Origin of the sequence: Streptomyces spinoverrucosus (assembly GCF_015712165.1) — a bacterium.
Lineage (GTDB): Bacteria > Actinomycetota > Actinomycetes > Streptomycetales > Streptomycetaceae > Streptomyces > Streptomyces spinoverrucosus_A.
On record NZ_JADPZX010000001.1, the window covers coordinates 4,150,467 to 4,170,324 of the forward strand.

Annotated in this window: 19 protein-coding genes and 1 pseudogene; 3 read left to right on the top strand and 17 right to left on the bottom strand. The window is 68.5% G+C overall.

Features of this window, described 5'->3' with window-relative positions:
- Window positions 1-190 precede the first annotated feature (190 nt).
- The 6 genes and pseudogenes from I2W78_RS18640 to I2W78_RS18665 form a co-directional block, all read right to left on the bottom strand.
- Complete coding sequence (locus tag I2W78_RS18640; RefSeq protein ID WP_196460104.1) at window positions 191-1,435, bottom strand: IS110 family transposase; 1,245 nt, start codon at window positions 1,433-1,435, stop codon at window positions 191-193.
- Between the two features lie 580 nt (window positions 1,436-2,015).
- Window positions 2,016-3,320 (bottom strand): AAA family ATPase, encoded by a 1,305-nt coding sequence (locus I2W78_RS18645; RefSeq protein ID WP_196461427.1) that lies wholly within the window; start codon window positions 3,318-3,320, stop codon window positions 2,016-2,018.
- Window positions 3,321-3,705: 385 nt separating this feature from the next.
- Complete coding sequence (locus tag I2W78_RS18650; RefSeq protein ID WP_196461428.1) at window positions 3,706-3,912, bottom strand: hypothetical protein; 207 nt, start codon at window positions 3,910-3,912, stop codon at window positions 3,706-3,708.
- Window positions 3,913-4,233: 321 nt separating this feature from the next.
- Window positions 4,234-5,802 carry a recombinase family protein gene (locus I2W78_RS18655; protein WP_196461429.1) on the bottom strand — a complete coding sequence of 523 codons (1,569 nt, stop codon included), beginning with the start codon at window positions 5,800-5,802 and terminating at the stop codon, window positions 4,234-4,236.
- 82 nt (window positions 5,803-5,884) lie between these two features.
- Window positions 5,885-7,185 (bottom strand): annotated as a pseudogene (locus I2W78_RS18660) (MFS transporter).
- Window positions 7,182-7,835 (bottom strand): GntR family transcriptional regulator, encoded by a 654-nt coding sequence (locus tag I2W78_RS18665; protein WP_196461430.1) that lies wholly within the window; start codon window positions 7,833-7,835, stop codon window positions 7,182-7,184. Before I2W78_RS18665 ends, I2W78_RS18660 begins: the two are co-directional and overlap by 4 nt.
- A 203-nt stretch (window positions 7,836-8,038) precedes the next feature.
- Between I2W78_RS18665 and I2W78_RS18670 the strand changes: the two genes are divergently transcribed.
- Window positions 8,039-8,938, top strand: coding sequence for a D-alanyl-D-alanine carboxypeptidase family protein (locus I2W78_RS18670; protein WP_196461431.1), 900 nt, complete (start codon window positions 8,039-8,041; stop codon window positions 8,936-8,938).
- Here the strand turns inward: I2W78_RS18670 and I2W78_RS18675 are convergent.
- The 8 genes from I2W78_RS18675 to I2W78_RS18710 form a co-directional block, all read right to left on the bottom strand.
- Window positions 8,910-9,113, bottom strand: a complete 204-nt coding sequence (locus I2W78_RS18675) for a DUF397 domain-containing protein (RefSeq protein ID WP_196464621.1) — start codon at window positions 9,111-9,113, stop codon at window positions 8,910-8,912. The two genes, I2W78_RS18670 and I2W78_RS18675, sit on opposite strands and share 29 nt — an antisense overlap.
- Window positions 9,059-10,192, bottom strand: coding sequence for an ATP-grasp peptide maturase system methyltransferase (gene tgmC, locus I2W78_RS18680; RefSeq protein ID WP_196461432.1), 1,134 nt, complete (start codon window positions 10,190-10,192; stop codon window positions 9,059-9,061). Before tgmC ends, I2W78_RS18675 begins: the two co-directional genes overlap by 55 nt.
- A complete protein-coding gene (gene tgmB, locus I2W78_RS18685; protein WP_196461433.1) occupies window positions 10,192-11,142 on the bottom strand; it encodes an ATP-grasp ribosomal peptide maturase in 951 nt (316 codons plus the stop codon). The genes tgmC and tgmB overlap by 1 nt, the downstream gene beginning before the upstream one ends.
- Entirely contained in the window at window positions 11,139-11,450 is a 312-nt protein-coding gene (tgmA, locus tag I2W78_RS18690; RefSeq protein ID WP_196461434.1) for a putative ATP-grasp-modified RiPP, read from the bottom strand. Before tgmA ends, tgmB begins: the two co-directional genes overlap by 4 nt.
- A gap of 172 nt (window positions 11,451-11,622) precedes the next feature.
- Entirely contained in the window at window positions 11,623-12,144 is a 522-nt protein-coding gene (locus I2W78_RS18695; protein WP_196461435.1) for a DUF6415 family natural product biosynthesis protein, read from the bottom strand.
- Window positions 12,141-12,371 carry a hypothetical protein gene (locus tag I2W78_RS18700; protein ID WP_196461436.1) on the bottom strand — a complete coding sequence of 77 codons (231 nt, stop codon included), beginning with the start codon at window positions 12,369-12,371 and terminating at the stop codon, window positions 12,141-12,143. The genes I2W78_RS18695 and I2W78_RS18700 overlap by 4 nt, the downstream gene beginning before the upstream one ends.
- A complete protein-coding gene (locus I2W78_RS18705) occupies window positions 12,371-12,628 on the bottom strand; it encodes a hypothetical protein (RefSeq protein ID WP_196464844.1) in 258 nt (85 codons plus the stop codon). The genes I2W78_RS18700 and I2W78_RS18705 overlap by 1 nt, the downstream gene beginning before the upstream one ends.
- Before the next feature lie 97 nt (window positions 12,629-12,725).
- Entirely contained in the window at window positions 12,726-13,910 is a 1,185-nt protein-coding gene (locus tag I2W78_RS18710; RefSeq protein ID WP_196461437.1) for a helix-turn-helix domain-containing protein, read from the bottom strand.
- A 91-nt stretch (window positions 13,911-14,001) separates the two neighbouring features.
- Here I2W78_RS18710 and I2W78_RS18715 point away from each other — a divergent pair, with 91 nt between their 5' ends.
- Window positions 14,002-14,556: a flavoprotein gene (locus tag I2W78_RS18715; protein WP_196461438.1), complete on the top strand. Its 555-nt coding sequence runs from the start codon at window positions 14,002-14,004 to the stop codon at window positions 14,554-14,556.
- Window positions 14,557-14,723: 167 nt separating this feature from the next.
- On the opposite strand, the gene I2W78_RS18720 is transcribed toward I2W78_RS18715, so the two are convergent.
- From I2W78_RS18720 to pdhA, 3 genes are read right to left on the bottom strand one after another with little or no spacing between them, the layout of a single operon-like run.
- Window positions 14,724-16,112, bottom strand: a complete 1,389-nt coding sequence (locus I2W78_RS18720) for a dihydrolipoamide acetyltransferase family protein (RefSeq protein ID WP_196461439.1) — start codon at window positions 16,110-16,112, stop codon at window positions 14,724-14,726.
- Window positions 16,113-16,122: 10 nt separating this feature from the next.
- Entirely contained in the window at window positions 16,123-17,100 is a 978-nt protein-coding gene (locus tag I2W78_RS18725) for an alpha-ketoacid dehydrogenase subunit beta (protein ID WP_196461440.1), read from the bottom strand.
- Window positions 17,101-17,102: 2 nt separating this feature from the next.
- Window positions 17,103-18,278, bottom strand: a complete 1,176-nt coding sequence (gene pdhA / locus I2W78_RS18730) for a pyruvate dehydrogenase (acetyl-transferring) E1 component subunit alpha (RefSeq protein WP_196461441.1) — start codon at window positions 18,276-18,278, stop codon at window positions 17,103-17,105.
- Window positions 18,279-18,829: 551 nt separating this feature from the next.
- Here pdhA and I2W78_RS18735 point away from each other — a divergent pair.
- Window positions 18,830-19,846: a phosphotransferase gene (locus I2W78_RS18735; protein ID WP_196461442.1), complete on the top strand. Its 1,017-nt coding sequence runs from the start codon at window positions 18,830-18,832 to the stop codon at window positions 19,844-19,846.
- Window positions 19,847-19,858: the final 12 nt, after the last annotated feature.

Genomic DNA, 19,858 nt, shown 5'->3' on the forward strand with positions numbered 1-19,858 from the left:
GCCCGTCCGGCGTTCGAGGACGAGGCCGTTCAGGCCGAAGCGGGGGTCCGGGGGCGGTACGCCTTCTTAAGGGTGGGTAGCCTCTGACGCGTAAATAGGTCCAGGTCAGGGGTTGTTTGGGCAGGGCTGAGCGTCCGGTGGCCGCAGGGGCTGCCGGGGCTGCCGGGGCTGCCGGGCGGTCGTGGGGTGGTCAGGCTGTGGTTCCCAGCGGGTTGAGGGTGACGGTGTAGCCGAGCTGGTTGAGGGCGTTGATCGCGCGGCGGGTGGCGCGTTCGGGGTCGCGCTGGGTGAAGTAGGCGCCGCCGAGCTCGCGGTAGGTGACGTGGTCGGTGAGCATGTGCCAGATCGCGGTGATGATCGAGTGCTCGACGGCGACCAGGGCCCTGAGCGGGCCGCGGCGGGCGGTGAGCCGCTTGTAACGGGCTTGCAGGTAGGTGTCTTTGGTTCTCACCGCGCCGAACGCCGCGAGCCCGAGTGCTCCCTTCAGGTAGGGATTGCCGGGGCGGACCTTGGTGTTCTTGGTGCGGCCGGCGGACTCGTGGTGGCCGGGGCAGACCCCGGCCCAGGAGGCGAGGTGCCGGGCGGAGGCGAAGCGGGCCATGTCGCCGCCGGTCTCCGCGACGATCACCTCGGCGACCGCGCGGTTGATCCCGGGGATGGTGTCGAGCAGGTCGAGGGCGCCTCGAAAGGGGGCCATCGCCTCCTCGATCCGCGCATCCAGCTGCCCGACCGCATCCGTGAGCTGGTCGTAGTGGTCCAGGTGCAGCCGGACCAGGAAGGCATGATGGTCGCGGAAGCGGCCGGTCAGGGCCTCGGTGAGTTCGGGAATCTTGTTGCGGAGCTTGCGTTTGGCCAGCTCCGCGAGGGTCTGTGGTTCGCGTTCGCCCGAGACGAGAGCCTCCAGCATGGCCCGGCCGGAGACGCCCATGATGTCGGAGGCAACCGCGGCAAGTTTGATCCCGGTGTCCTCCAGCAGCTTCTCCAGGCGCTGGACGATCTGGCCGCGCTCGCGGGTGAGCTGGGTGCGGGCGCGGGTCAGGTCCCGCAGTTCACGCACGGGCTGGTCGGGCACGAACGACGGCCTGACCAGGCCGTGGGCGCCGAGCTGGGCCAGCCAGGCCGCATCGGAGACGTCGGTCTTGCGGCCGGGCAGGTTCTTGACCTGCCGGGCGTTGACCAGGATCACGGCCAAGTCCTCGGACAGCAGGTAGTAGAACGGCTTCCAGTAGTCGCTGGTTGCCTCGATCACCACCAGGGTGACCTCGGCGGCGAGCAGGTGATCCCGCAGCGCAAGGACCGCGTTCGTCGTCGAACCCCACGTCGTGGTCTCGGTGGTGAACGACCCCCGCCGTTTCGCAGTCGGCGTCCGAACGCACACCTTGGCGTCCTTCTTGCTGATGTCCACACCAGCGCAGCGTTCGTGCAGCACGTCCACAGCTCTGCTCCCTCCCAGCCGGCAACCGGTACACCGTTCCGGGAGGGCCAGGGCGAAACAGGAATTCTGACGCACGTGCTCACAGCAACACTCCACGGTTCCCGTGGACGGCCCTCAGTGCCACGCTGACCTGCGAGCTCACCGGCATCACAGAGACATCGGCTTCGGCCGGAACGAACCCCTCCAGCGTCCCGGACCGGCATCACCCCACGTCAGGGCAGACGGAAGCACCTTCGGCGCACGCCACGGGATTTACCACGCCCCCGGCGCGCACCAAAGGTGCGCTGGTTCGCTGACCTGCGGTTTTGCGGTTCGCGCTCCGCCGGCCTGCCCCTCTGGCCTGCGGCGTTGCGTGCAGCCCTTGGGCGCGTGGGGCGCTGCCCAGGTGGCGCATTCGCCCAGTGATGCAGGGCCTTTCCTTTGGATCTCTTTGCGCCCAGCATTGCCACCCTGCCGTGATCTTGCTTCCTTTCTTTCAGCCTTTCTCTGCTTGTCCCTGCCCTGCCCCCCGCCCTGCCTTATAGGCAGGGGCAGGGAGGCAGGGTTGCAAAGGGACATAAGGCCCTGCCGTGCGGCAGGGTTAAGGCAGGGTTCCGGCAGGGTCGGCAGGGTGGTGCCTCTTAGCCTGGCCGTCCCTCTTTACGATCACCTGGGCGTGATCAATAAGCCACTCCAGCGCCCAGTCAATGTCCCCGTTTCCGCCTGTGACGCCTTTACGTATCGCGCCCAGACTCGCCCCTGGGTTGTGCTGGACGAATCCGAGTACCGCCTTACGCAGCCTCTCAGGCGGGTCCGGCCTGTACCCCCTGTCTTCCACTGGTCGAGCTGGCCAGACATTCGCACTCGGCATAGGCTTGTCCTTGAAATCAATCACTAGGTCTGCAAAGTGCTGGGGAGTCTTGCCCGGTATGGCATGGGCGCGCACCCATGCGGGCCGGTCTTTCTCGACTCGGAGCCTGCTTTTTCCGATGACTCCTTTACCGATCGGATGGACGGGGTCAAGGAAATATGAGACTCCCGTGATCGCTGATTTCTTGTGCTGTGAACCGAGCGCGCGGTTTCCGTCGTGTGGGACGTGGTCGAGCACTACGACGGCCCATTGAGCGGCAGCGAAAGCCTTTGTCAGCTTCGCATGCCATGCGGCAACGTCCTCGGCTTCCTTCCCGTTCAACCCCTCAAGTGCCATTGACTCTGTCATGCCGTCGAATATGGCGAGGCTGCCGCCCAGGGAAACGAGCTGTTGGAACTCTCGTTCATCGACATCTGTTAGCGGCCCGGTAGGGTTGCAGTAGTGGAAGTACGTGGCTATATCTTCCCGGCTTGCGCCTAGGGTCTTGAGGCGCCGGATGATAGAGCCTGCGTCGTCTTCAAAGTCGATATAGGCAACGTGTCTATGCGCCCTGATTTCCTGTGCGGCAACTAGACAGGCGAGCCATGACTTGCCCGCTTCCGATTCGGCATGTACGCCGTTGATTTTTCCCCGGTAGAAAATCCCTAGGGGCATGTCGCCAGTCAGATAGCCGACGTCGGTCTGTGTCTCGCTTTCAGCTTCCTCCCATATTGAATCTAGGTTTACCGGCGCCCAGGACCCACCCTTGCCGCTCCTGTCGGCAATAATCTTCTTGGCTACTATCTTGGCTTCCTCAACGCTGACTATCCGTTGCGCTTCCCGGAGTATGGCCCCCCTGCGCCTGTGCTCCTCTACGAGCGCCGCCGTCTTTTCGTCTCCTCCCTTACTCGGGAGCAGAGTCGCAATATCATCAACCAAGAGTTGGGCTTGCCGTGGTAGAGCGTCGTACGTTTCGGCGTTGGGATTGAGCAGCCAATGAAATGCGAGGCGAACGTTTATCTCCGACTCGGGAAGTTCCGGAATCTCGTCAGGCACCCGACCCCCCGCTGTCTGGGTCGCCTAGGACCCTCGCAGCGCGGCCGGTTGCTGCGGCTGCCCTAATCGCGTCCGGCATGTCCGTGAGCGTTCCCCGCAGAACGGGGCATGTTTCGTCGTGGCCGACCCTGACTTGGTAAATCCCGGATGGGTCCCGGACGATTTCAGTAACGCGCGAGTGACAATGGCTGCATTGATAGTTGCGGGCAAAGTCCTTAACGGATTTGGGCGGTCCACTCGGAGAGGGCCGCGGCTTCCTTGGCCTCTTGTTTCCGGGCATTGAATGCCTCCTAGATAGGTGGGTTGGATGCGCCGGCCATGCCTGTATTCAGTTGTTTTTCTGGCGCTCTGTTGAGTTGTCAAGGTGCATTGGTCGTGCTGCGTTTCAGTCGACCGGAGGCAAGAGGGCGCGCAGACGCGCGATTTGCTCGGGTGTCGGAGCCGGGGCGTTTTCGACAACGCGCCTGATGTGCTCCTCAAGTGACAGCGTCTTCAACTCGCGCTGATCATCGGCCACATCGGCATTGGGGTTCTGCCGCTTGCGCCCAGCAATGCGGGCGCGGAGTTGGGCTTTCTCGTGAGAGATAGACATACGGGGACTCCGGATATGTCCCGTCGGGACTAGGAGGTGAGTCCGTAACGCTGCTGTCAGCGTCGCCCCATTCTGCGTGAGCTTGTGTCGTAGCTCGCTTGCCATCCTGGGCGCCCTCAGCGAAGCGATACCCGCATGCAAGGACCACCGGGCCTTAACTCGGCTTGCTGCGCCCCTATTTGGCCGGACGCTGCCCCGTACTGCGCCCGATGGGGAAACTCCTCAGCGCGACCTTTCACGGTCCCTCACGCCCCCGTACGGCCCCAGGCGCACGAGAGCGCCCCCGCCCAGGAATCGGGCAGGGGCGCTCTCGTTCGGGCGCTACGCGGCCGTACACGCCTCGCAGGCGGGTTCCTGGTGCCAGTGGATACGGTCGGCGGCAGGCACGCCACGGCCACGCCGGATGCGCACCTGCCCGAGCCAGTCAGCCGACAGCAGGAGGCGCGCCACCTCACGGCGCGCCTCAACCGGCGCAGCCTCCCAGCGCTTCACGACGTCCTTGCCGGGCCGGATCAGGTCCGTGAGGACTGCGGGCAGGGTGAGCCTGCGCTCTTGCTCCTCAAGGGCAGTGATCTTCGTAGTCAGGGTCTCGACCATCCGCGCGAACATGCGCGCCTCCGCGACGCTCTCAGGCTCCGCGTTCTCCGCCTCGCTCCGCTCGCCCCGCAGCCGCTCAATCTCGGCGCGGAGGTGCTCGACCTTGCCGGAGTCCTGCGCGGAGGCGGCGAAGTCCTCATAGACCTTGTCCGACGCGAGATAGGCCAGGATCACGCCGGGATGGGTTGGGGACCCGATGATCAGCGCATCTACCGCAGGTTTGTTGATTTGGACGCAGCGACGCTCACGGCAGAAGTAGTACGCGCTCGTACCCTCCCCGGCAGCACCCATCGTCCCGCCGCACACGTCACACCTGATGATCATGGTCAGGGCGTGCTTTGCCTTGCCGTTGCGGGTGCTGCGGCGGGCAGGGTCGAGCAGCGTCCGGCGCACTGCCCAGAACGTCTCGCGGTCGACCAGGGGCGCCCAGGTGGCCTCATAGAGGTTCGTCTCCACCTGCTGCGCCTGGAACGTGCGTCCCCGGCTCTTGGGCGTGTGCTTGCGGTACCCGCCGTAGGCCGGACGCAGCGCCATCGATCGCAGGTGCTCATCCGTGAACGGCCTGCCCGAGCGGTTCACATGCCCTGCGGCTGCCAGTTCCCGCGCGATACGCCGATACGACTTGCCCTCTCGCAGGCCCTTGAACAGGGCTTTGGGCACCTCAGACTCTTCCGGGTTCTCAACCCAGTTGATCAGCTTGCCTGTCTGCTCGTCGTACTGCGCCATGTAGCCGTGCGGCGGGCGGGCATTCGGGCGCCCTTGCTCTGCCTGGGCGGCAGACGTGCGCCGGTTGCGCATGCTGACCTTGTCGCTCTCCGTCTCGGAGTCCGAGGCGTCCTCACGCAGGTTGCGGCGGTCCTTCCAGTGCGACAGGTCATAGAGCCGGTTGTCGCTGGTGATGAAGATTCTTTTGCCGCGTTCCTCGCACAGCTCCATGAGGTGCAGCCACTCAGAGGTTTTGCGGCTGTACCGGCTGTTTTCCCACAGGATCAGCACGTCTTCCGTGAACGCGCCCGACTCAAGATCAGCCACGAGCCGCGCCCAGTCGTCGCGCGCCTTGCTGGCGTACCGGCTTGCCGACCGGTCGTTGTCGACGTAAGGCTCACCAGTGATCTTGATGCTGTGCCGCACGGTCGTGCGTTCGTTGTCGTCGTGCTGCTCAGTCACGGACCGCTGCCGCCCAGAGCTGTCCTGGGACACGCGCAGGTACTCACGGCCTGTGAGCCATGCCGTGCGCGTGTCCACGGCGACGGAAGGGGCGGGCAGGGTGGCGTTTGCGGTGTTGAAAGGCATGCCAGCAGGATGCACAACTACCCGCACCTAAGAAGTTGCACCGGGCGGCAGCCCCCGGGACGCCCACCCCAACGCCGCGCGCCTACGCGGGGACGTGCACCGTCTCCACCCTGCTCGCGACCAGTCGCTCCCGCTCCCGCCGAGCCGCCCGCCGCCGCAACCGCAGAATCTGCGAGACCCCCAGCGCCTGCAGCACGAACACGGACGAGAAAGCCACCGTGTAGTCGTCCCCGGTGGCGTCCAGCAGCGCGCCCACCGCGAACAACGTGGTCATCGAGGCGACGAAACCGCCCATGTTGGTGATCCCGGACGCCGTCCCCTGCCGCTCCGGCGGATTCGCCGGGCGGGCGAAGTCGAACCCGATCATCGAGGCCGGCCCGCACGCGCCCAGCACCGTGCACAGCACCACCAGCAGCCACATCGGAGCCCGATCGGCCGGGTAGAACACCGTCGCGGCCCACAGCAGCGACGTCGCCCCCACCGTCCCGAGCGCGAGCGGCAGCCGCGCCCCGTGGTGCCGGGCGACGATCTGGCCGTACACCAGTCCGACCGCCATGTTCGACAGCACGACCAGGGTCAGCAGTTCACCGGCCGTGGCACGGGACAGCCCCTGCGCCTCGACCAGGAACGGCAGCCCCCACAGCAGCAGGAACACCATCGCCGGGAACTGGGTCGTGAAGTGCACCCACAGCCCGAGCCGGGTCCCCGGCTCCCGCCAGGACGCGGCGATCTGCCGTCGTACGTACGCGGCCCCCATGTGCGGCGCCGGCTCCGGCTCGTGCCCCTCGGGGTGGTCCTTCAGGAACAGCAGGAGCAGCACGAGGACCACGACCCCGGCGAGCGCGCTGCCCGCGAACGCGGCGGTCCAGCCGATGCCGTGCAGCAGCCGGGCCAGGACGAGGGTGGAGACCAGGTTGCCCGCCATGCCGACCAGCCCGGCGAGCTGCGCGATCATCGGCCCGCGCCGCGCCGGGAACCAGCGGGTGCCCAGCCGCAGCACGCTGATGAACGTCATCGCGTCACCGCAGCCGAGCAGCGCGCGCGAGGCGAGCGCCATGCCGTACGAGGGGAGAACGCGAAGCCCAGCTGCCCGGCCGTGAACAGCACGACGCCCAGCGTCAGCACCTTCTTGGTGCCGAGCCGGTCGACCAGCAGGCCGACGGGTATCTGCATGCCGGCGTAGACCAGCAGTTGCAGGATCGAGAACGTCGACAGCGCGGAGGCGTTCACGTCGAACCGGTCGGCGGCGTCGAGACCGGCGACCCCCAGCGACGTGCGGAAGATGACGGCGACGAAGTAGACCGAGGCGCCTATGCCCCAGACGGCGACGGCGCGCCGGCCGCCGGGCGGATCGCCGGGCAGGGAGACCGACCCGGAGCTCATCGGACCTCACCCCGTGCGAGGTGCGAGAACCAGCCGATGTGCCGGTGGACCACGTCGACGGCCGCGTCCGGGTTCCCGGAGCGCAGCGCGTCCAGGATCTCCTGGTGCTCCGCGAGCGTCTTGGCGATCCGGTCGGGGTGGGAGTGCATCACGGCGACGCCCATCCGCAACTGCCGGTCGCGCAGCTGGTCGTAGAGCCGGGAGAGGATCTCGTTCCCACCGCTGCGCACGATCTCGGCGTGGAAGCAGCGGTCGGTGACAGCGGCGGCGGCCAGGTCCCCGGCGGCGGCCTGTTCCTTCTGCTGCTCCAGGAGTGCTTCGAGGCGCTCGATGAGCCCGGAGGGCGCGGGTACGGCCTTGCGCGCGGCGTGCTCCTCCACCAGCAGGCGGGTCTCGACGACGTCCGCGATCTCCTGCGCGGAGACCGGCAGGACGAGCGCGCCCTTCTTCGGGTAGAGCTTGATCAGTCCCTCGACCTCCAGCCGCAGCAGCGCCTCGCGCACGGGTGTCCTCGACACCCCCACGGCATCGGCCAGCTCGCCCTCGGTGAGGAGGGTGCCGCCCTCGTAACGGCGGTCCAGGACGCCTTGCTTGACGTGGGTGTACACGCGGTCGGCGGCAGGGGGTTGCTTCACGGCGGCCAGGGTCATGCCGACAGGATAGATACAACACGTACGCATAGGTGGGACCGTCCACCATGCGGACCGCGCGAGGCCTCCCGGAAGTCCCTCATCCCCGCCCAGTTTCCGCACAACTATTCGTGCTACTTACGTGTCACACACATGCGGCCCGCTGTACTCCCGTTCAACTCGGCCGCGCCATAGGGGCATTCGACGTATTCGGGGTATCTCAGTTGATAACCGGCATCAAGGGCATCCGTATCCGCAGAGCCGTCGCCGTCACCGCGACCGCCGGCGCCGTGTTCGCCACGGGAGCCCTCACCGCGGCACCCGCGCAGGCTGTCACCGCGCCGACGATCGCCGCCAAGGGCGGCTACGTCATGAACAACGCGAACGGCGCGACGCTGTACACCAAGGCGGCTGACACCAAGCGCGCCACCGGCTCCACCACCAAGATCATGACGGCGAAGGTCGTGCTGTCCCAGCCGAACCTGAACCTCGACGCCAAGGTCACGGTCCAGAAGGCCTACAGCGACTACATCGTGGCGAACACCGCCTCCTCCGCCCGTCTGATCGTGGGCGACAAGGTCACCGTCCGCCAGCTGCTCTACGGGCTGATGCTGCCGTCGGGCTGTGACGCCGCCTACGCGCTCGCCGACAAGTTCGGCAGCGGTACGACGCGGGCGGCGCGCGTGAAGTCGTTCATCGGCAAGATGAACACCACGGCACGGCAGCTCGGCATGACGAACACGAAGTTCGACTCGTTCGACGGCATCAGCAACGGCGCGAACTACTCGACGCCGCGCGACCTGACGAAGCTCGCCAGCAACGCGATGAAGAGCGCCACCTTCCGCGCGCTGGTGAAGACGAAGTCCACGAAGCAGAAGGTCACCACGAAGAACGGCGGCTACCGCTACTACACGTGGACCAACACCAACACGCTGCTCACCAACTACAGCGGCGCCATCGGCGTGAAGACCGGTTCCGGCAGCCAGGCCAAGTTCTGCCTGGTCTTCGCGGCCACCCGTAACGGAAAGACCGTCATCGGCACGGTCCTCACCTCCACCTCCGCCGCCCAGCGCGAAACGGACGCGAAGAAGCTCCTCAACTACGGCTTCGCCCGACTGGGCTGACGCCCACGTAGGCCACGAAGGGGGCCCATACCCTCGGCGCGAGCCGGAGTATGGGCCCATCCGCGTTTTTGGCGTCCCGGACGGCGACGGTGCCGGGGGGTGCGTGTGTCTGTGGGGCCGTCAGGCCTTCGGCCAGGTGATCCTCTGGGCCTCCGGTGTAACGAGGATCTCGAATCGGTCAAGGGTGGGAGCTCCGTCCGCCCGCCAGCGCAGCAGGTGCTCCTCGATCTCGTCCCACAGGTGCACGGGGCCGCCTTGGCGAACGGTCCAGTGCTCGCCGTCCTGGGCGAGGGCGGCCCAGGCACCGGCCTCGACGTCGAGTACGACGCGCTCGGTCCTGTCGTCGAACGTCAGGCTGATGCGCTGGGCACGTGGGGCGGCGAGCTGGGCAACGAACCTCGCGTCCCAGTCGTCCAGGACGTCAGCGCCGAGCCGGGCGGCGCGTTCCTTGCCGGTTTGAAGATCGGGGAGCGTGCCGAGCGGCGGCGGCAGCTGGGGGCGGGCGAGCATGAACGAGATCTGCCCGCCGAGGAACCGGCCCTGCGCCACTCCGTCATCCCCGACGGTGAGGCGGGCCAGTTCGGAGGAGTACAGCCAGCCGCACAGCGTGGCCAGGACAATGCCGCCGGGCTTGGTCTGTTCGATCCAGGTGTACGGCAGCTCCAGCACGCCGCATGTGGCGATGAGCCGATCGTAGGGGGCGCCGTTTTTGTGTCCGGCCAGCCCGTCACCAACGACCAGCTCAGGGAAGTAGCCGCAGGCCCCGAGGGAGGCCCCGGCCCGGCGGGACACCTCCGGGTCCACCTCCATCGAGGTCACAAGGTCGTCGCCGAGTCGGTGGCACAGCAGCCCCGTGGAGTAGCCCGTGCCTGTGCCGATCTCCAGCACGCGGTGCCAGTCCTCCACCTGGAGGTCTTCCAGCATCCGTACGACCAGGTTCGGCATGGTGCTGGACGAGGTGGGGGCCCGCAGGATCTCACCCCGAATGTCGCCGGGCACGATCGTGCCCGCGATCTGGGTGACCAGCGACTCATCCGCGTAGCAGCGCTCCAGCCAGCCGCGCTCGTCGGCCGGCACGGGCCGCCAGGCGGTTGGTCCGGAGCCCTCGGCCTGTTCGAAGAAGCCACCGCGCAGGAACTCATGGCGAGGCACGGCCTCGACAGCCGCGCGCCACGGCTCACTGCGCAGGAATCCGCCCTCGGCGAGACGGTCGGCCAGCGCGCGGCGCAAGGCGGCAGCGTCCATGACAGTCATCAGCGGGTCTCCCTCTCCAGCAGGTCGGCCATGGCCGCGAGCATCGGTAGGCCGGTCTCCGGCTCCAGCCAGTACCACTGCCCGGACGGGTTGCACTCCAGGAACCACCATCGCCCCTGACGGTCGACGGCGAAGTCGAAGGCGCCGAAGACGAGCCCGAAATGCGACAGGTAGGCGTGCAACGCCTCGGCGACGCCGGGCGGCGGCGTGGCGATGGAGTACCGCAGGCGGCTGTAGTCGGTGCGCCAGTCCAGCAGGTCCGAGTCGATCCGCACGGCGAAGACCTGGTCGCCGATGACGGTGACCCGGACGTCCGCGGTCTTTTCCACGAGCTGCTGGAACAGGTGCGCCGTGCCGGAGACCGCCTCGTCGATGTCGTCGGCCGCCACCTCGGCGACCTTGACCGTGCAGGAGACGCCGTCGATGCGGAAGAGCGGCGCGGACAACGGCTTGTAGATCACAGGGCCGTGCTGCTTGACGAAGGCCCGCGCGGTATCCGGGTCAGAGGTGATGAGGGTCGGCGGGAGACGGAAGCCCACACTCGCCGCGGCGGCCAGGCCGGACGGTTTGAACTCCGCGTCCCCGATGCGGTGCGGATGGTTGACGTACAGGCAGCCGGGCAGCGAGGCGAGTACGCCGCCGAGCCCGTAGCGGGCCTGGGTGATGGCGAACCGGGCGTCCTGCTCATCGAGGTGCGGGAAGGTGAAGCCGGAGGGGCGGCGGTAGTACAGGGACCGGACCTGGGACAGGTCGGCGGCGCGTGACGGCGTGGACAGCGTGCCCTCCACCCCGTTCGACGTCATGGTGGCCGCGACCGACAAGGCGTGGGGAAAGTCCCCGGAGTCGAACCGCACGACAGGGACACCCCGGTCGTGCAGCTCGCTGATCACCACGTCGGCCGTGGGGTCGTCCAGGTTGGTGACGACCAGCACCGGGCCAGCATCACTCACTGGTCGTTGTCGTTCCCGGTGTCCTGGTCACCGCCGCCACCGCCGCCGGGGCCGGCGCCGTCGGAGGGGTTGCCGGTGTTGGTCGCCGGGTTCGTGCCGGTGCTGGTGCCGTGCTTTCCCATGTCCAGCACGTGGCCCTCGGCGTCGAAGTAGCGGGTGGTCTGGGTGGCCGGGTCGAGCTCGGCGCTCGCGTAGCCCGGTGCGAACGCCGGGTAGGGAGCCATGCGCCGCACGCCCCAGGGCACCGGTGTGACAGCGCCGGACGGCAGCGGCGACCCTGTTGGGAGCCGATCTGAGTGGGCAAACAAAGTCAGTTCCTCCTCTTACAGTTCGTGCGACGGAACCCCGCCCCGGGCTCGACCTGTCCACGGGGACCCTGGGCGGGAGTCTTGGAACCCGTCCCGCCGGAACCCTTCCGGGACCTCGGACGAGGCGGGCGTTCGCGGTGCGACCCTGACCCTGCGGTCGCCGTGGGCCCCATTACGCGGGGGCGAGCGTCCCTGCGGCAGCGGGGGTGCGGCGCAGCTGGTTCCAGTGCTCGCCCAGCCGGCGACCGCGATCACAGTGGCTGTCGTCGGTCCTGCACACCCGGCACTTCGTCCCGTGGATGGCCCAGCGGCGGAACGCCAGTTGGTCAGGGCTCCAGTACTGGCTCGTCACCTGCCCACAGTTCAGCCCCTCGTAGTGGCGGCACAGGGCGTTCACCGAGTGGGCAAGCCGCTGAGCGTGAGCGATGCCGGCGGGCAGGCTACGGCCGGGCTCGACGCCCATTAGACGCCGCGCCTCGCAGATACAGGCGCGCGCCGCGACACGAATCCTGGCGCCCTTCGGAGCGGCCAGTACGGCGATCTCCACCTCGGGAATGGCGAGCATGAGGTGTCCCCGCAGCTGGATGGTGAGCGTCTCCAGCTCGTCGGGGCTGGGCGGTTCGGCGTCGCCCGCGAGCAGCCGGTCCGCTGCTGCGCGCATCACGGCGATGTCGATCGGGAGGGATGTCTTCATCGCCACGGCTGCTCACCCCGGGACCGGGCGTTGGCGGCTGCGACACTCTCACTGAGGGCCGCGCCAACCGGGACCGGCTCCAAAGCCTCCGGGTCGGCGTCCCATTCCTGGCCGCCTCCGATGGGGCGCAGCTGCACGTACGGGCCCTGGAAACCCATCACCTTGCCAATCCTGCTGGTGGCGGTGTCCTGGACGATGTCGCCGATACGTGCCTGGTATGACGTCATCACCACCGCGCCTCCCGGGCGCGAGCGGCCAGGACGCGAGCGCACTCCAGAGGCGACAGCACGTAGGCGCGCACCAGCGGCCCGGGATCGTCTGTGGCAGCGGGCGCGACGGCCGTGCACAGGTGCAGGGCCCTGCGGCGGCGGGCACCAGCGAGGATCGCGGCCCACATCTCCGGGGACGGGCAACCCGGCGAGTCCGGCAGGACCGTGGGCACCGTGGTGGTGTGGGCGGCTGTTCGGAGCGAACTGGGCGTCATCACGCTGCTCCCCATGTCGTCGCTGACGAGGTGTGAGAGCAGCGTGACGCTGCGAGAAGGGCGTAACGCTCACAGATTTGTGAGCGTTACGAGCGTGCTACAGGCCGATCCAGGACGCCATGTAGTTGAGGGTGTCGGGCGTCCGTCGTGAGAGATGCACCAGGCCGGTGATCGTCTCTCGGGCGCCTGGGTGATAGCGGGTCTGTTCTGGCGCTATCTTGCGCGCGTTGACCAGGTCCTCCAGCGCCTTCTCGGTGAGCCCGGTCTCCATCTCCGCGCGGGCCCGGTCGATCAGGAAGTGCGCGCGACGAGAGATGGCTAGTTGCGCCGGCAACTTCATCTTGCGGGCCTGCTTGAGCGCCTCGTCGTACTGGCGCATCTCGACGGCCGCGGACACCTTGTGCAGAGCCACGTTGGCTGGGCCGAAGCTGAGCCAGTGCACGTCGGAGGCGTCCTGGATGCGCTTCGCGATCCGGCGGGCCTCACCGATGTGCAGGTTCACCGCCGCCTGGTCCTCGGCCCGTGCGGAGATGACCGATGCACCGAGGTGCAGCTGCCCGGCGACGGCCAAGGCCTCGCGGGTCTCCTCGGCCTGCCCGACCATGGAGTGCCCGGAGGCGACGAGCCGCTGACCGATCCGGTACTCGCCTTCCCGGAAATACACCAGGGCCCGCATGTACTGGCGCACCGCGGCCAGACACGGATCGGAGGCACGCTGAGCCGCCCAGTTCATACGGTCCAGGGCGACGGCGGACAGGTCGTAGTAGCCGAGCTTCACACTGATGTCGTGCGCGGTCCGGTAGGTGGAGGCGAGCGCCTGCCACAGCTCGGTCCTCGGCGTCGACCACGCCGTGTGGGTCAGTTCGGCAATCAGGCCCGGCAGCTTGCGGGCGGCATTCCGCAGATGGGTGGCCCGGACCTCTTCGCACAACTGATCGGCCCCGGCGATGAGCTGGTTCGCAGGCCGCGCGGTGAGATCCGGGTTGGGGCCGAGGTCGTACAGGTCGAGCGATTCACGGATCGGCCGCACGAGTTCGGCTAGACGGTCGCGCTGCAATTCGGTCACATACGGCTGCCCGGTCAGGACCGTCACATCGACACTCAGGACCTTGGCGCAGGCAGCCACGAAGTCCGCTGTGGCCGGACGGGCACCGCATTCCACCTGATTGAGCAGGCTGTACGAGTAGGGCAGCCGGTCCGCGAGCTGGCGTTGCGTGAGCCTGGCCAGCTTGCGCTGTTCCCGGATGCGTGCGCCCGTGTGGTTGTCGTCCAGTGTGGGCATACTGGTCTCCGTTCTCAGCAGCCACTTGGAACAGTACCCGCCCCCGACTCTCTTCAGAGCGGGGGCGGTCGCATGTGGTCGGATAAGAGCCATGACGACAACTGACCGTGTGCTCTACCTGTTCGGCTCCGCTGCCCCGCCCGTCTTCGACGTCGCGGCGGTGATCCGGGACGCTCAAGCCCGCGGCTTCGACGTGTGCCTCGGTCTCACACCGACGGCCGCACGCTGGCTCGCGCCACAGCTGGCCGAGCTGGAACGGCTGACTGGCCATCCCGTGCGCAGTGAGTACAAGATGCCCGACGAGCCAGACGTGTGGCCGAAGGCCGACGTCATCGCGTTCGCGCCGACCACGTTCAACACGATCAACGCGTGGGCCGTCGGCATCACCCGCGACTTCGTGGTGGGCGTCGTCGCGGAGGGCATCGGCAAGGGAATCCCGACAGTGACGATGCCGTGCGTGAATGCGGCGTACGTACAGCACCGGCAGTTCGAGCGCAGCGTTTCGGAGTTGCGCGCCATGGGCGTAACCGTGCTGTACGGCGAGGGTGGCTTTGCCCCGAATCAGCCCGGCCAGGGCAAGCCGAAGGAGTACCCCTGGCACCTGGTCCTCGACGCGGCGGAGAGGCTGCACGGCCGGACCTCATGAGGTCCGGCAGCCGCGACTGGGCCTGGCCGACGACAGAGAGAGCCGCCGCCGGGGGGACCGATACAGCGCTCCGTGGTCTGGGCGGACTCGGCCGACGCTGGTGGACTACTGAGCTGATGACGGCGCCTGCCGCACCCCGTGAACTGGGCGCGGCAGCCGCCCGTCTCCTACGCCCAGGTGATCAGCCGCTTCGGCTGTTCCAGGATCGCCGCCACGTCCGCCAGGACCTTCGAGCCCAACTCGCCGTCCACCAAGCGGTGGTCGAAGGACAGGGCCAGCGTGGTGACCTGCCTCGGCTTGACCTTGCCCTTGTGAACCCACGGCTGGAGCTTGATCGCGCCGATCGCGAGGATCGCGGACTCGCCGGGGTTGAGGATCGGCGTGCCGGTGTCGACGCCGAAGACGCCGACGTTGGTGATGGTGATCGTGCCACCCTGCATCGCCGACGGGGACGTCTTGCCCTCGCGGGCCGTGGCGACCAACTCGCCGAGGGCAGCGGACAGTTGCGGGAGGGTCTTGTCGTGCGCGTCCTTGATGTTCGGCACGATCAGGCCGCGCGGCGTGGCCGCCGCGATGCCCAGGTTGACGTAGTGCTTGACCACGATCTCCTGGTTGGCCTCGTCCCAGGACGCGTTGATGTCCGGGTTGCGCCTGATCGCCACCAGAAGTGCCTTGGAGATGAGGAGGAGGGGGTTCACGCGGAGGTCCGCGAACTCCTTGTCCTGCTTCAGCTCCTCGACCAGCTTCATGGTGCGGGTGACGTCGACCGTCACGAACTCCGTGACATGCGGAGCCGTGAACGCCGAGCCGACCATCGCCGCCGCCGTCGCCTTGCGGACGCCCTTGACCGGGATGCGGGTCTCGCGGGCGGTGTCGTACGTGGGCGCGGCGGCCGCGGGTGCCGCTGCCGGCGTCGGCGCCACCGGCTCGGGAGCCGTCACCGGGGCCACCGCCGCGTGGATGTCCTCGCGCGTGATGATGCCGTCCGGGCCGGTCGGGGTGACCGTCGCCAGGTCGACGCCGAGGTCCTTGGCCAGTTTGCGCACCGGAGGCTTGGCGAGGGGGCGCTGCTGGACAGGGGTGGCCGCCGGCGCCGGAGTGACCGGCGCGCTGTGGCCGTTCAGCTCGGACTGCAGGGCCGCCGAGGCCTGCTGAACCGGGGCCTCCTGGCCCTTGCGCGGGCGGCGCTTGGTGGAGGACGCGGCCACGCCGTAGCCCACGAGCACCGGCTGGCGGCCCTGCGGCTGCGGCTCCTCCGCCGGCTCGGCGGGCGCCTCGGGCGCCGGTGCCGCGCCGCCGCCCACGTCCACCGCGATGATCGACGTGCCGACGTCGACCGTGGTGCCCTCGGGGAAGTGCAGCTCGCGGACCACGCCGTCGTACGGGATGGGCAGCTCGACGGCCGCCTTCGCCGTCTCGACCTCGCACACCACCTGGCCGTCGGTGACCGTGTCGCCGGGCTGGACGTACCACTTGAGGATCTCGGCCTCGGTCAGGCCCTCGCCCACGTCGGGCATCTTGAACTCGCGCACGGACGCTTCCGTCATCGTCGTCACGACCCTCTCCTCAGTACGCCAGCGAGCGGTCGACGGCGTCGAGCACACGGTCCAGGCCCGGTAGGTACTCCTCCTCCAGGCGGGCCGGCGGATAGGGGGCGTGGTAGCCGCCGACCCTGAGCACCGGGGCCTCCAGGTGGTAGAAGCAGCGCTCGGTGATCCGGGCGGCGATCTCCGCGCCGGAGCCGAAGAACACCGGCGCCTCGTGGACGACGACCAGGCGGCGGGTCTTCTCGACGGACGCCTGGATGGAGTCGAAGTCGAGGGGGGACACCGAGCGCAGGTCGAGGACCTCCAGCGACTTGCCCTCCTCGGCGGCCGCCTCCGCGACCTCGTGGCAGAGCTTCACCACCGGGCCGTACGCGGCGAGCGTCAGGTCGGTGCCCTCGCGGGTGACCTGCGCCTTGTGCAGCGGGCCGGGGATCGCCTCCGTGCTGACCTCGCCCTTGTCCCAGTAGCGCCGCTTGGGCTCGAAGAAGATCACCGGGTCGTCGCTCTGGATGGCCTGCTGCATCATCCAGTAGGCGTCCGAGGCGTTGGACGGAGAGACGATCTTCAGGCCCGCCACGTGCGCGAAGAGCGCCTCGGGGGACTCCGAGTGGTGTTCGACCGCGCCGATGCCGCCGCCGTAGGGGATGCGGACGACGACCGGGAGCTTGACCTTGCCGAGCGAGCGCGCGTGCATCTTCGCGAGCTGCGTGACGATCTGGTCGTACGCCGGGAAGACGAAGCCGTCGAACTGGATTTCGACGACGGGGCGGTAGCCACGCAGGGCCAGACCGATCGCCGTGCCGACGATGCCGGACTCGGCGAGCGGGGTGTCGATGACGCGGCTCTCGCCGAAGTCCTTCTGCAGTCCGTCGGTCACGCGGAACACGCCGCCGAGCTTGCCGACGTCCTCGCCCATGATGAGGACCTTCGGGTCGGCCTCCAGGGCGCGGCGCAGCGACTCGTTGATCGCCTTGGCCAGAGCCATCTTCTCTGCCATGTTCAGACCCCCTCTACGTCCGCGAACGACGCCTGGTAGGCGGCGAACTGGGCTCGCTCCTCGTCGACGAGCGCGTGCCCGTCCGCGTACACGTTCTCGAAGATGGCGAATCGGTCCGGGTCCGGCATGGCTCGGACCGCTTCGCGTACTCGCCTGCCCAACGCCTCGCTCTCCGCCTCCAGTTCCGCGAAGAATCCCTCGTCCGCGTGGTTTGCGGCCTCCAGATAGCGGCGAAGGCGCAGGATCGGGTCCTTCGCCTCCCAGGCGGCGCGCTCGTCGTCGTGCCGGTAGCGGGTGGGGTCGTCGGAGGTGGTGTGCGCGCCCATGCGGTAGGTGTACGCCTCGACCAGCGTCGGTCCCTCGCCGCTGCGGGCGCGCTCCAGTGCCCACTTGGTGACCGCCAGGCAGGCCAGTACGTCGTTGCCGTCGACGCGGACGCCCGGGAAGCCGTAGCCGCGGGCGCGCTGGTAGAGCGGCACGCGGGTCTGCTTCTCGGTGGGCTCGGAGATCGCCCACTGGTTGTTCTGGCAGAAGAACACCACGGGGGCGTTGTAGACCGCGGAGAAGGTGAACGATTCGGCCACGTCGCCCTGGCTGGAGGCACCGTCGCCGAAGTAGGCGATGACCGCCGAGTCCGCGCCGTCCTTGGCGACGCCCATCGCGTAGCCGGTGGCGTGCAGCGTCTGGGAGCCGATGACGATCGTGTAGAGCTGGAAGTTGTTGCTGTTGGGGTCCCAGCCGCCATTGTTCACGCCGCGGAACATGCCGAGCAGGTTGGTCGGGTCGACGCCGCGGCACCAGGCAACGCCGTGCTCACGGTAGGTCGGGAAGACATAGTCGTCCTCGCGGGTGGCCCGGCCGGAGCCGATCTGGGCGGCCTCCTGGCCGAGCAGCGACGCCCACAGGCCGAGCTCGCCCTGGCGCTGCAGGGAGGTGGCCTCGGCGTCGAAGCGGCGGGTGAGCACCATGTCGCGATAGAGGCCGCGGAGCTCTTCGGGGGTGATACCGGCGACGTACTGGTCGTACTCGGCGTTCTTGACGCGCTCGCCCTCGGGCGTCAGCAGCTGCACGAGTTCGGGGTCGGTGTCCTGGGCGGTGTTGCGAGTGGTGCGCTTGGTGCCGGCCTTGCCTCCGGCGCTGCGTCGCGGCTTGCGCGCGGCAGTGCTCTCCACGGTCACGTGTGCTCCTCCGTCGGTCCGGCCCCCGGGATTGCCGGGAAGGCCAGTGCGGCTCACCTGGTCCGATCCCGTGCACGGGGTGGGTGCCACTCGGCCGGAACAGGCGTGACAGGTGCCCCGGCGAGCGCCCTGCCACAGTCACGTTACCCAGAGCTCCACATTTCTGTGAAACCCCTCCTGACCTGCGTTTTTGCTTGGAAATCCAAGTAAATCGAAAAGCCTGGAAGGGAGCCCTGGTCACAGCCTTGCAGGGGGCCGGAACACCGGCACGTTATCCCGCTCACCCAGGTCACGGGAAGAGTCGGTGTGTGAGTCTGACTTCGCGCCCGGTGACCGAAAAATCCGGTTGGCGCTCGGAACTCGGTATGCAGAGGCGCTCACAGGCTGCCGCATATGTGGCACGAATGCAGGCCGAGAATCAGTGATCGCATTTATGGCCACTCTTGTGACCGAAAGCGACCATCGGCGACTTCCTGTGACAACGCCCAGCTCACGCGCCCGGCACGTGCCCTAGCATCTGGCGCGTGCCGCGCCCTTGTGTACCACCCCCCGTGCCCCATGCGCCCCCGCTGAGCGCCCTCCTGCGCCAGTACGCCGCCGGCTCCGCCCTCACCTGCGACCCCGTCGACCAGGGCCTGCTCAACCGGGGCTACCGGCTCTGCACCACCCGCGGCCGCTACTTCCTCAAGCACCACTTCGACCCGGACACCGCCGACCCCGCCGCCATCGAACGCCGGCACCGGGCCACCCAGCGGCTGGCCGACCTCGGCGTCCCGGTGGCCCCTCCGCTGACCGGGCGGGACGGCCGTACGGTCGCGGTGGTCGGCGGGCACGCGTACGCCCTGCACCCGTGGATCGACGGCCGGCACCGGCACGGCGGGCAGCTCAGCACGGGGCAGTGCGCGCGCCTGGGGGCGCTGCTGGGCGCCGTCCACGCGACCCTGGAGCGCGTAATGCCGCCCAAGGGGCGCACGCCCCCCGCCACCAGCCCTCACCCCGTGGAGAGCGCCGACCCCGCTGCCACCTTCGACCTGATCGACGACCTCCTCGCGCGCGTACGCCGCCATCGCCCCGCCGACTCCTTCGACGAACTGGCCCGCCACCGCCTCCTGGAACGGCGCGCCCTACTGGAGCGGCACGCGGACCGGCGTCCCCCGCGCGGCGGCTCGGTGGGCTGGGTGCACGGCGACTTCCACCCGTTCAACCTGCTCTACCAGGGGGACGCGCCGGCCGCGATCGTCGACTGGGACCGGCTCGGCGTACAGCCCCGCGCGGAGGAGACCGTCCGCGCCGCCGCGATCTTCTTCGTACGGCCCGTCGGGACCCTCGACCTGCCGAAGGTGCGGGCGTACGCGCGCGCGTACCGGCGGGCGGCCGGGGCCACGCCCTCGGAGCTCGCCGCGGCCGTGCACCGCGTGTGGTGGGAGCGCCTGAACGACTTCTGGATGCTCCGCTGGCACTACGAACGCGGCGACACCCGCGCCGACCCCCAGTTCCCGGCCGCCTCGGCACTGGCCGTGTGGTGGACGCGGGAGTACGACGCGGTGTGCGGGGCGTTCGTGGACTGAGCCGGCGATCCC